This is a genomic window from Janthinobacterium rivuli (assembly GCF_009208735.1).
Classification (GTDB): domain Bacteria; phylum Pseudomonadota; class Gammaproteobacteria; order Burkholderiales; family Burkholderiaceae_D; genus Janthinobacterium.
The window spans coordinates 291,580-303,643 of the sequence record NZ_WFLJ01000003.1; the positions used below are offsets into that span (position 1 = coordinate 291,580).

Below are 12,064 nucleotides of genomic sequence, written 5' to 3' on the forward strand. Positions count from 1 at the left end.
AACGCCGACGGCCCGGGGATGAGCCGGGCCGTCGGTGTGTTGCAGCGTACCTTACGCTACCTCAAGTTCAGTTGTGAACCGAGTTCAGCTGACGCGCGATGATGTCGTGGTTGAGCCAGACGACGGGCGCTTGCGGTTCCGACATGGCGTGGAACATCAGCGGGCCCGTGCCTTCCAGTACCAAGGAACTCAGGTGGTCGGTGATCAGTTCCTTGCGGTCCTTGTGCAGCTTGGTGATGTCGTCCGAGGTGCCGATCATGACTTCGGCCAGCTCCGGCGTGTTGTCCATCGGCCAGGCGGCGAAGTTGCGGAACTGCACGCTAGTGGCGTCGCCGTTGTAGGCGGCGATACGGTCGAGCAAGTCTTGCAGCGAGACGCCGTCTTCCAGCAAGCCCTGGCAGATTTTCCATTGCTCTTCGGCCCAGGCGCCGCCGCCTTCTTTTTTCAGCGCGTCGAGCAGAGGGAACAGCGACAGTTCCACGCCGACGAAAATGTCGGACGAATTCGTGCGGATTTCCGGGCAGTTGAAGACGGTGGCCTTGATGCCTTTTTCCCACGCGGCCTTGGCCACGTTTTCCAGGCGCATCTTCGCCAGGCCTTGCGTGTAGTTGCTATACGTTTGCCACTGGTATTTGCCGTCGATCAAGATCTCGGTGCCGTGGTAGCCGTAGGCGCTGTAGCGCACCTGGCCGCCCGTTTGCTCGATGCGGGCGCGGATGGCGGCGCTGCCGTCGATCAGGTGCTGCAGGGTATTGGCCGTGACTTCGTCGAAGTTCATCAGGATCAACTTGCCCAGGTCGCTGTCGAGCAGGGCGCGCGAGGACATGAAGCGCTCGCCGCGGCCTTTGTAGATGCGGTTGGCGATGGCCAGGAAGACTTTGACCTTTGGAATGCCGCCAGCCATGGTGTGGGCGAAATACACGTTGCTGCCATCAGGAATCAGGCTGTCCAGCTCGGCCATGGCTTTCGCCACGGAAGCGCTGAAGCGGGCGATGCCGGCTTCGCGGCAGCGTTCGATCTGTGCCCAGTCCAGCTTGTCTTCCTGCCAGCTTTTCAGGGTCATGTCGGCCAGAAGGGCCGTCGGCGTTGGTTCGCCGGCTGGCGCGTCGAGGTCGAAACCGGCCATCAGCGGCACATTGATAATGCGCCCGCCCAGGTTGGCTTCCGCTTCGGCCAGCTCTTCCGCGTTCAGCGGGCGCAGCGCCATGTTTTCATCGCGGCGGCCGACCGTCATGCCGACGATATTCATGCCCGCCTTGCGCGCTTCGTCCAGCAAGCCATTCACATAGCCGCGGCCGAACAGCTCGCCGAACAGCACAAAGGTGTCGCCCTTGCGGAAGATATTTTTTTGCGGGATGTCTCTTAAGGACGTGATCTCGGTCATGGTGTCAATTCATTCAAAAATTAGCAGGGCAGACGACTGGTGCGACGGCCCGCTGGTTCAACATAGTTGTAAATTATGCGCCATTTCAGAGTGGAAAATCCTGTTGCGAATGATTCTCGTCTGGAATGGCATCTTCTTCTTCGTGCAGCTCTTATTCTTTCGCCATGGCGTATTTTACGCTGCCGCGGCGCACAGCGCCCACGGACTGGTCCGGCAGGCGCCGATATTACCTCAGCTTGGCCGCCCAGGTCAGCAAAATTGATCTAAAACAAATCCTGCTGGCCCGATACGAGGCGCGAAAAATCGTCGCCCAGAAACGGCAATATCGCGTCGGCCACCGGCTGCAGCTGGCGCGTCAGGTAGTGGTGGTAGTCGATGGGCGAGCGCTGGGTTTCCAGCGGCTCCGGCCCGGCCACCGTGATGACGTAGCTGATCCAGCCGCCATTCTGGTATTGCAATGGCCGTCCCTGCGCCAGGTTGTAGGCGTCGGCCGTGCGCGCCGCGCGCACGTGGGGCGGCACGTTGCGCTGGTAGTCGTCGAGGGGACGGCGCAAGCGCTTGCGGTAGACCAGTAAAGCGTCGAATTCGCCGCGCACCGTGCGCGCCACGTAGTCGCGCACATAGTCCTGGTAGGCGGCGCGCTGGAAGATGCGCAGGTACAAGGCTTGCTGGAATTGCTGCGCCAGCGGCGTCCAGTCGCTGCGCACGGTTTCCAGGCCCTTGTAGACCATCTGCTCGCTGCCGTCGGGTTTGCCCACCAGGCCCGCGTAGCGCTTCTTGCTGCCATCTTCCGAGCCGCGGATGGTGGGCATCAGGAAACGCCGGTAATGCGTCTCGAACTCGAGCTCCAGCGCATTTTCCAGGCCGAACTCGTCGCGCAGGTGCCGCTCCCACCAGGCATTCACGTGCGCCACCAGGGCGCGGCCGATCTTGCCTGCCTCTTCGTCGCCATGCGTCGTTTTCAGCCACACGAAGGTGGAGTCCGTGTCGCCATAGATCACCTGATACCCTTGCTCGGTGATCAGTTCGCGCGTGCGGTGCATGATGTCGTGGCCGCGCAGGGTGATCGACGAAGCGAGGCGCGGGTCGAAAAAGCGGCAGCCGCTCGAGCCCAATACGCCGTAAAACGCGTTCATGATGATTTTCAGCGCTTGCGACAGCGGCGCGTTGCGTTCGCGCTTGGCCGTCTCGCGCCCCTGCCACACCTGTTCCACGATGGCGGGCAGGCAATGCTTGATGCGTGAAAACTGCGCGCCGCGGTAGCCGGGCACGGTATCGGCTTCGTCGCCGCTGGTACCCACCACCAGGCCCACGGGGTCGATGAGGAAGGTGCGGATGATGGACGGGTACAGGCTTTTGTAGTCGAGCACCAGCACGGAGTCGTACAGGCCCGACTGCGAATCCATGACGAAGCCGCCCGGGCTGTTGTCGCCGGACACATCGCCCAGGTTGGGCGCCACGTAACCCTGCCGGTGCATCAGCGGCAGGTACAGGTGTTCGAAGGCGGCCACGGAGCCGCCGCTGCGGTCGGCCGCCAGGCCCGTCACGCTGGCCCGTTCCAATAGAAAAGTCAGCAGCTCGGTCTTGGCGAAGATGCGCGTGACCAGTTCGCAATCCTTGAGGTTGTAGCGGGCCAGCGCCGGCTTGTCTTCGCGGAAACGCCGGTCGATCTCGGCCATGCGCTGGTAAGGGTTGTCGATGGACTTGCCTTCGCCCAGCAAGGTCTGCGCCACGTTTTCCAGGCTGAACGAGGAGAAATTCCACGTCGCCGATTTTAATGCTTCGATGCCGTCGATGATCAGCCGGCCCGCCGCGGCGGCAAAATAGTGTTCCTGCTTGCCGCCATGTTCGCGCCATTCCATCACGGCGCCGCCCCGTCCCAGCTTCAATGGTGTGTTGTAGCGCTCGGCATGTTCCCTGAGCACGCGCAAGTCGAACTGCACCAGGTTCCAGCCGATGATGGCGTCCGGATCGTGCTTCGCCATCCACGCGTTCAGGCGTTCGAGGATCTGGGCGCGCGTGGCGCAGTACTCGAGGTCGAAGTCGCGTTCCTCGTCGACGCCGTTTGGCGGCCCCAGCATGTACACCTGGCGCTGGCCGCAGCCTTCCAGCGCCAGCGAATACAGCTCGCCGTGCGCCGTCGTTTCGATGTCGAGCGACACCAGTTTCAAGGCGGGGCGGTAGCCGGGCGCCGGCCTCAGCTGCACTTCCTGCCCTGTTTCTCCGCTGAACGATACGGGCGCCGTGATGAAACGCTCCATCAGATAGCGCTCGGGCGGGCGGATGTCGGCTTCGTACACGTCGACGCCGTGCGCGCGCAACTGCTTTTCCAGCTTCAGCAAATGCCGGTATTGCTTGCAGTACAGCCCCAGCACGGGGCGATGGTGGAAATCGCACAGCGACAGGGGCCGCAGCTCGGCATGGCGCTCGCCGCGCAGCAGCTGTTGCGCCTGTTCCTGCTGCTCCATGGGAAGGAAGGCGACGGCCGTCTGCACGGGCAGGCGCACGTGGCGGGGGCCGCTATCGGTTGCCAGCCAGAAATCGACCTCCGTACCGGCGGGCGTGTCGCGCCAGTGGCGGGTCAGGATGAAGCCCTGTTCGGGCGGGTGCTGCGTGTTGCCTGTCATGGTGCCGAGCGTGTCTGGTGTACTGGCCTGCACATTACAGCAAGCTGACGCAGGGCGGGGGCGGTTGCGGCTATAATTTTCTGCATCGAAGACGATAACAAGAGCGCATCGCGCCACACACCCAGGAGACAGCATGCAAGCAATGAGTTATGTACACGGCGCCCACGAGACGCCGTTGATCGGCGAAACGATAGGCGCTTACCTCGACGGCATCGCCGCCCGCTATGGCCAGCACGACGCCCTGATCGTGGCGCACCAGAATGTGCGCTGGACGTATCGGGAATTCCAGCAACGCGTGCACCGCCTGGCCGCCGGCTTGCTGAAGCTGGGCTTGCAGCCGGGCGACCGGGTCGGCATCTGGTCGCAAAATTGCGCCGAATGGGTGCTGACGCAGTTTGCCACGGCGAAAGCCGGCTTGATCATGGTCAACATCAACCCCGCCTACCGCCGTTCGGAGCTCGAATACGTGCTCGACAAGGTGCAATGCAGCGCGCTGATCCTGTCGCCCAGCTTCAAGTCCAGCGACTACCTGGCCATCGTGCAAGACGTGGTGCCGGACATCGCCCGTTCGCGTGCCGGCGCCCTGCAGTCGCCGCGCCTGCCGCAATTGCGCCACGTCATCCGCCTGGGCGCGGCCGCCACGCCCGGCATGCACAACTTCGACACCCTGATGGAGGGCATTGCCGACGCCGACCTGGCGCACCTGGAAGAAGTGAGCGCCACCTTGCAGTTTGACGACGCCGTCAACATTCAGTTCACCTCCGGCACCACGGGCGCGCCGAAAGGCGCCACCCTGACGCACCACAATATCCTCAACAACGGTTTCTTCATCGGCGAAGCCATGCGCCTGACCGAGCAGGACCGCCTGTGCATCCCCGTGCCCCTGTATCACTGTTTCGGCATGGTGCTGGGCAACCTGGCCTGCGTCACGCATGGCGCGGCCATGGTGTTTCCCGGCGAAGGCTTCGACCCGAAAGCCGTGCTGGACACCGTGCAGGCCGAGCGCTGCACGGGCTTGCACGGCGTGCCGACCATGTTCATCGCCATCCTCGACCATCCTGACTTCAAGCAATACGACTTATCCAACTTGCGCACCGGCATCATGGCCGGCTCGCCGTGTCCGATGGAAGTCATGACGCGGGTCATCGAATTGATGCACATGGCCGAGATCACGATCGCGTATGGCATGACGGAAACGTCGCCCGTCAGTTTCCAGACGGCCATCGAAGACCCGCGCGAAATGCGTGTGTCGTCCATCGGCCGCGTCCATCCGCACCTGGAAGTGAAAATCATCGATGCGGAAGGGCGCATCGTGCCGCGCGGCGAAAAGGGCGAATTGCTCACGCGCGGCTATTCCGTGATGCAGGGCTACTGGGGCGACCCGGAAAAAACAGCCGAAGCCATCGACGCGGCGCGCTGGATGCACACGGGCGACCTGGCCGTCATCGACGCCAACGGCTTTTGCAGCATCGTCGGCCGCTCGAAGGATATGGTGATACGCGGCGGCGAAAACATCTATCCGCGCGAAGTCGAGGAATTCCTGTACCGCCACCCCAGCGTGCTCGACGTGCAATGCGTGGGCGTGCCGGACGCCAAGTATGGCGAAGAATTGTGTGCCTGCATCATCTTGCGTCCGGGCACGCAGGCCACCAGCGACGATATCCGCGCCTTTTGCGATGGGCAGATCGCCTATTACAAGATTCCCCGCTACGTGCGCTTCGTCGAGGAATTCCCCATGACGGTGACGGGCAAGATCCAGAAATACCTGTTGCGCCAGCAGGTAGCCAACGACCTGGGCCTGGGTACGCAATAAACTTTTCGCCAGCACATAAAAAAACACCGGGACGCTCGCGCGGCCCGGTGTTTTTTTATTGCTTCAGCGTAAAGCTCAAGCCATCGCGGCTTGTGGTGCGCGCGCTGGCGTGCGGCGGCGCATGAAGGCCAGCACGCCCAGGCCGGCCAGCAGCATGGCGTAGGTGCCTGGCTCAGGTACGGCCGAGACGTTGACCGTGTTGAAGCCGGAACCGTTCATTGCGACATGGCCATAATTGATCGAGCTGACCGAATTGGCGATCAGGGTGCCGTTCATGTCGCCCGAACCCGAGAACGCGGCGTTCGGCGCCAGGATGCTGCCGTTGATGCCGACGTTCTGCAGGCTGGTGGTGGTGGCGTTGGCGAAGTTGAACAGCGTGCGGTTGGCGAAACTGGCGAAATTGTCGAAGCCGCCGCTCATGGTGATATTGGTGGCGGTGCCGTTGATGATGATGCTGGCCGTGCTTTTCAGCGAGGACAGGTCCAGGGTCAGGTTATGCAGGTTCGACGCATCGATGTTGAAAATATTCACGTCGGCGTTGACATTGCCCACCAGGGTCATGTTGCCGTACTGCGAGATCACGGTGCCGTTCGATTGCAGCTTGGCCACGTCGCCCGACAAGGTCGTCAGTTGCTGCTTGGCGCCCGCGAAATCCAGGGTGGAGGCATTGCCCTTGCTAATGTTGTTCGTTGGGAACCATTGTGGTGCCGTCAGGGTGGCATTGGGGTTGCTGACGCCGTACACGGCCGAACCGCTGAGCGTGCCCCAGCCCGTGTTCAGGTTGCCGCCAGCGACCATCGAATTGACGGCGCTGCCCGGCTTTTTATTCGTGCCGACGTTGTAGTTGTCCAGGTAGATATTGCCGCCAGCGGCAATGCTGCCGCCGACGCTGGTGAAGCCGCTGCTGCCGCTGCTGCCGATGTTGCCAAAGATAAAGGCCGAGTAGCCATTGGCGACGCCGAGGTCGACCACGGTGGCTTGCGCTGAGGCGCTGAAGGAGAAGGCGAACAGGGCGGCGCTGATGAGCGGCAAGGTGCGGGTGCTAAATAATGTCATGGACGATCTCATGGTGAATTGGGGGACGAATAGGGCGGGAAAGCAAGACACCGCCATCGCGCAGCCGGCTATTATAATCTAAAAAGCAATTCTAGTTCAATTTAGGTAATTAACTATATTTTAAAGCAACATTTTTCCGTCGTTAATGATTATCTGGTGGACATAAAAAAACCGGGGCTGGCCCGGTTTTTTGTTGCTTACCTGACGCGCTGGTACAGGCGGAAACGTTCCACGTCATCCGTGGGGCGGCGCCCCTCCCACAGCTTGATCCAGTCCGCGCCATGGTGTTCGGGCAGTTTTTCCTTGCTGTCGGGAACTTTGATGCTGTCTTGCAGCAAGAACACATCGCACTGCTGCTGCCCCACGCTGGCAAACGGCAGATGGCCGAAGTAGGCGAACGAGGCGCGCTGTGCTGCGCCGACGTTGCTGTTGATGCATTTGCTGTTTGGCGGCAGGTGAATGGAAATCTGGTGCGCCACGCTGGCGTAGCTCTTGCTGTAGTTCAGCGGCGGCAGGAACAAGGTCATGATCAGCACCCAGATCAGGATCAGGCCGCCGGACGACAGGACCACGGCGCGCCACAGCACGGCCGGCTGGCGCGAGATGCGCCAGTGCACCAGCGCCACCCAGCCCGCGCTGGCGCAGGCGGCCACGAAGAAGGCCAGCAAGTCCAGCTCGGGCTTGAAGCCGGGCATGAGTTTCAGGGCGTTATGCGCCAGTTTTGGCGGCCAGCCGGTCAGGATGGCGAACCAGAACAGCCACAGCGCGAGGGCGCAGATGGTCAGCACCATCACCGAGAACCAATCGATGGCGTTGATGGCGCCCCGTTTCATGGTCAGCAAGCCGAACGCGGCCATCACGGCCAGCGGCGGCAGCAGCGGCAGCAACTGGCTCGGGTCGGGATCGGGATGGCACAGGCCCAGGATGGCCAGCATGGCCACAAAGGTCAGCGGCACGACGATGTGCAGCACGTGGTGCTGGCGGCGCCAGGCATACACGGCCCAGGCGGCGAAGGGCCACGCGGGCCAGAAGAACCAGATGCCGACACGCAAGAAATACTGCACGCTTTTCAGGCTCGGGGCGCTGAACTGGCGGAAATTCCACTCCATCCACGCTTGCAGCGGCGAATGGCCATACGGTTGCAGCAGTTCGCCCGGCAGCAGCCAGACGAGGGTCAGCGCGGCGCCGATCAGGATGGCCAGCGCCAGGTGGCGCACGCTGCGCAGCAGCGGCAGGCGCAGGAAGACGGTGCATAGCAGCAGGGCGATGCTCAGCGCCGCCGGCGTGATCCAGCCGCGCGCGAGGGTCAGGCCGCCCAGCGCCAGGCCCAGCAGGGCAGCATTGCGCACGGACGGGCCTTCCACGTAGCGCACGGCGCGGTACAGCAGATACGCCATCAGGGATACGTACAGCGCTTCGGCCGTGATGTCGTGGCTGTGCTGCAGCAGGCCCAGGCAGCCCAGATAGATGAGTACGGCGGCATCGGCCAGGGTGCGGCCGAAGTCGTCCGGCTCGGGCTGGCCGCCGAAGGCCAGGCGCAGCGGCTGGGCGTCGTTGCGGCGGCCCAGGTTGAAGGCGGTGTACCAGACGGACAGGGTGCTGACGACGAAGATGCCGATGGTCGACATGCGCGCGCCGAAGACGTCGCCGTCGATCCAGCCGAACAGCTTGATGAAAATGGCGCCCAGCCAGAAGGCCAGCGGGCCCTCATCGGGCAGGGACAAGCCGGCCACGTTGGGCCACAGCCAGTCGTTCAGGCCGCCATGCGCCATGGTCCACATGAGGCCGAAACTGGCGGCGTCATCGTTCTTCCACGGTTCGCGGCCGATCAGGCCAGGCAGGATGTACAGCAGGCCGAGCGCAAACAAGGCCCATCGTGGCAGCGCGAGTGTGGCAGCGGCGGGAAGGCGGACTGGCTTCATCGATAATCGGTATCAGAATGGTGGCAAGACGCGACGAATGGCGTCGGGTATGCGCGAGTATAAAGTAAAGCGGCCAAAGACAAAAAAGGCAGCCGTGGCTGCCTTTTCTCTGGTAGCCGAAGCTGCCCTTTTTTGCCGCAATGCGGCAAAAATTAGCCTGCTGCGACTGCGGTTTTCGAACCAACCGAACCGAACTTCTGACGGAACTTCTCGACGCGACCAGCGGTATCGACGATTTTGTGCTTGCCCGTGAAGAATGGGTGCGATTCAGCCGAAACCTCGATCTTCACCAGTGGGTATTCTTTACCGTCGTGGGTGATTTTTTCGCGGGTTTGGATGGTCGAGCGGGTAACGAATTTGAAATCGCACGACAGATCGTGGAAAACAACTTCGCGGTATTCTGGATGGGTATCGACTTTCATGGTCTTCTCTCTAGTTTGGTAGCCAAACAGCACTTCGTCGGTCGTCCAGCTTCTTGACCCGATTGCCGATCACTTGCCAGGGTTTAAAATAATGCAACCGTCGATTATATAGCGCTTTCGGGCGGACGGCAATAAAAAAGCCGCTCGATGAGCGGCTTGCACTACGATCCTGCACCGGGGAGGGAGAAACCGTAGCGAGCAGGCCGCAGTTGCGATCGAGTAGCGCAACCGTACAAAAGTACGGTGAGCAACGGAAATCGCAAATGCGGTCGCGCAGTAGGTTTATCCCCCCCGGCGCATCATGTCGAAGAATTCTGCGTTGTTCTTCGTGGCCTTCATCTTGTCCAGAATGAACTCCATCGCCTCGATCTCGTCCATCGAGTACAGCAACTTGCGCAGGATCCAGATCTTTTGCAGCTCGTTCGGCTTGATCAGCAGTTCTTCGCGGCGCGTACCCGATTTGTTCAGGTTGATGGCCGGGTAGACGCGTTTTTCGGCCAAACGGCGTTCCAGATGCACTTCCATGTTGCCGGTACCCTTGAATTCTTCAAAGATCACGTCATCCATGCGCGAACCCGTTTCGATCAGCGCCGTGGCGATGATGGTCAGCGAGCCGCCTTCTTCGATATTGCGCGCGGCGCCGAAGAAGCGTTTTGGACGTTGCAGCGCGTTCGCGTCGACACCACCGGTCAGGACCTTGCCCGAGGCAGGGATGACGGTGTTGTAGGCGCGCGCCAGGCGGGTGATCGAGTCGAGCAGGATCACCACGTCTTTTTTCATTTCGACCAGGCGCTTGGCTTTTTCCAGCACCATCTCGGCTACTTGCACGTGGCGCGTGGCCGGCTCGTCGAAGGTCGAGGCGACGACTTCGCCGCGCACGGAACGTTGCATTTCGGTCACTTCTTCCGGACGTTCGTCGATCAGCAGCACGATCAGGGTGATGTCAGGGTGATTTGCCGTGATCGCATGGGCGATGTGCTGCAGGATCACGGATTTGCCGGATTTCGGCGATGCCACCAGCAAGCCGCGCTGGCCTTTGCCGATCGGGGCGATCAGGTCGATGATGCGGCCGGTAATGTTTTCCTGGCCATTCATTTCACGTTCCAGGCGCAGCGGCTCGTTCGGGTGCAGCGGCGTCAGGTTTTCAAACAGGATGCGGTGTTTCGACATCTCCGGCGATTCGCCGTTGACCTTGTCGACTTTGACCAATGCGAAATAGCGTTCGCCATCTTTCGGGGTCCGTACCTCGCCCTCGATCGAATCGCCGGTGTGCAGATTGAAGCGGCGGATTTGCGAAGGGGAGATGTAAATGTCGTCGGTGGACGCCATGTAGCTGGCGTCAGGCGAGCGCAGGAAGCCGAAGCCGTCAGGCAGCACTTCCAGGGCGCCGTCGCCAAAAATCTGTTCGCCGGACTTGGCGCGTTTTTTCAGGATAGCGAACATCAGCTCCTGTTTGCGCAAGCGGGCTGCGTTGTCAATGTCAAGACCGATCGCCATCTCAAGCAGGGCGGATACGTGTAGGGCCTTTAGTTCGGATAAATGCATATGTGTTGAGTGTCCCGAGACGGGATGTAAAGGTAGGGGAGGGGACTGCGTGGCGTTGATTAATGATTGGGAAGGCTGTGCACGAATGAGGCAAAGCGGCTTCCCGGACGTTCCAGTCAGGCGGCGCTGCGGGCGCAGCGCTGCCTATCATACATTAAATGTTGCTGTCGACGAAAGCGGTCAACTGGCCCTTGGCCATGGCGCCCACTTTTTGCGCAGCTGCGACACCATCCTTGAACAGGATCAGGGTCGGGATGCCGCGGATGCCGAACTTCGCAGGCACTGCCTGATTGGCGTCCACGTCCATCTTGGCGATCTGGATGCGGCCGGCGTATTCCTTGGCCACTTCTTCCAGGATCGGGGCGATGGCCTTGCAGGGACCGCACCATTCTGCCCAGAAGTCGACCAGTACTGGCAACTCGGATTTCAGGACGTCTGCTTCAAAAGATGCATCGCTAATGTGTTTGATATTTTCGCTCATATTTTCCTCAAATGAGGGTGGGATCAATAATGCCTGGAATTCACCATACGCTGGTTCGCCATCCATGCTTCCTGGAATGCAGTGAGAAGATGGGGACAATGGGCACGACTTCAATGTCTTGGAAGGTGCGACCAGAGGTATGCAGGCGGGGATGGCTGAAATAATAACCCATTTTTTCAAAGCGTGGCGATTATTGCAGAAAAACTTGAGGCATATCGCCAGCATATCGCTGCCGCGCGTGCCGGCAGGGCGGCAAAGCCGCATGCCCGCTGGCCCGCAGCGCCGCGTCCGCCCTGCCGCCCCCCCTCCACGCTCAGGCTCGCGCGCCGGCCAGACGTGCCGTGTGCTGCAATTGCAAGTTCACCATCAGCTGCAATTCCGCGCTTTCCATCGGCTTGCGGAAGGTGCCCAGGATATGCAGGCCATTGGCCATGGCCAGGCGTTCGGCCGCCAGGCGCACGGCCGAATGCAGGCCCGACAGCAGGACCACGCCGCCGCGGAAGCCGTTTTCAGCCGCCATGCGCAAGAATTCGATGCCGTCGATGTCGGGCATGGACAGGTCGCAGATCAGCAGGTCGGGCTGGTGCTGCTTCAGGGTGGCCAGCGCCTGTTCGCTGTGCGACTCGCAGCGGATGTCGAACGGACCCATCTGCTCGAGCATGTCGCTGAGCACGTCGAGCATGAAAACGTCGTCGTCCAGCAGCAGCACGCGCAACGGCGCCAGGCCTGCTTCATTGTGTTCCCGGCTTGCTTGGTTTGATACAGTGTTCATCGTCATGTCCTTCTGTTGATATGCATCGCTGTCGATGCCGAT

The 12,064-nt window shown here is 61.2% G+C and carries 9 protein-coding genes; 1 reads left to right on the forward strand and 8 read right to left on the reverse strand.

Going from position 1 to position 12,064, the window contains the following annotated elements; translation table 11 throughout:
• Window positions 1-67: 67 nt before the first annotated feature.
• On the reverse strand, window positions 68-1,384 hold the full coding sequence (locus tag GCN78_RS05660; RefSeq protein ID WP_152250807.1) for an enoyl ACP reductase FabMG family protein: 1,317 nt from the start codon (window positions 1,382-1,384) through the stop codon (window positions 68-70).
• A 263-nt stretch (window positions 1,385-1,647) separates the two neighbouring features.
• On the reverse strand, window positions 1,648-4,011 hold the full coding sequence (locus GCN78_RS05665; RefSeq protein ID WP_152250808.1) for a DNA polymerase II: 2,364 nt from the start codon (window positions 4,009-4,011) through the stop codon (window positions 1,648-1,650).
• 133 nt (window positions 4,012-4,144) lie between these two features.
• Here GCN78_RS05665 and GCN78_RS05670 point away from each other — a divergent pair, with 133 nt between their 5' ends.
• On the forward strand, window positions 4,145-5,824 hold the full coding sequence (locus tag GCN78_RS05670) for an AMP-binding protein (protein WP_152250809.1): 1,680 nt from the start codon (window positions 4,145-4,147) through the stop codon (window positions 5,822-5,824).
• A 75-nt stretch (window positions 5,825-5,899) separates the two neighbouring features.
• On the opposite strand, the gene GCN78_RS05675 is transcribed toward GCN78_RS05670, so the two are convergent.
• The 6 genes from GCN78_RS05675 to GCN78_RS05700 all read right to left on the reverse strand — a co-directional run bounded on the left by GCN78_RS05675 (window position 5,900) and on the right by GCN78_RS05700 (window position 12,022).
• Window positions 5,900-6,880 (reverse strand): choice-of-anchor A family protein, encoded by a 981-nt coding sequence (locus tag GCN78_RS05675; RefSeq protein WP_226939486.1) that lies wholly within the window; start codon window positions 6,878-6,880, stop codon window positions 5,900-5,902.
• 197 nt (window positions 6,881-7,077) lie between these two features.
• On the reverse strand, window positions 7,078-8,802 hold the full coding sequence (locus GCN78_RS05680; RefSeq protein WP_152250811.1) for an ArnT family glycosyltransferase: 1,725 nt from the start codon (window positions 8,800-8,802) through the stop codon (window positions 7,078-7,080).
• 152 nt (window positions 8,803-8,954) lie between these two features.
• A complete protein-coding gene (locus tag GCN78_RS05685) occupies window positions 8,955-9,224 on the reverse strand; it encodes a type B 50S ribosomal protein L31 (RefSeq protein WP_034746247.1) in 270 nt (89 codons plus the stop codon).
• Window positions 9,225-9,506: 282 nt separating this feature from the next.
• The gene (gene rho / locus GCN78_RS05690) at window positions 9,507-10,769 is read right to left on the reverse strand and encodes a transcription termination factor Rho (RefSeq protein WP_034746249.1); all 1,263 of its coding nucleotides are present in this window, start codon (window positions 10,767-10,769) and stop codon (window positions 9,507-9,509) included.
• A gap of 154 nt (window positions 10,770-10,923) precedes the next feature.
• Window positions 10,924-11,250 carry a thioredoxin TrxA gene (gene trxA / locus GCN78_RS05695; RefSeq protein WP_034780502.1) on the reverse strand — a complete coding sequence of 109 codons (327 nt, stop codon included), beginning with the start codon at window positions 11,248-11,250 and terminating at the stop codon, window positions 10,924-10,926.
• A 313-nt stretch (window positions 11,251-11,563) separates the two neighbouring features.
• Window positions 11,564-12,022: a response regulator gene (locus GCN78_RS05700; protein ID WP_152250812.1), complete on the reverse strand. Its 459-nt coding sequence runs from the start codon at window positions 12,020-12,022 to the stop codon at window positions 11,564-11,566.
• Window positions 12,023-12,064: the final 42 nt, after the last annotated feature.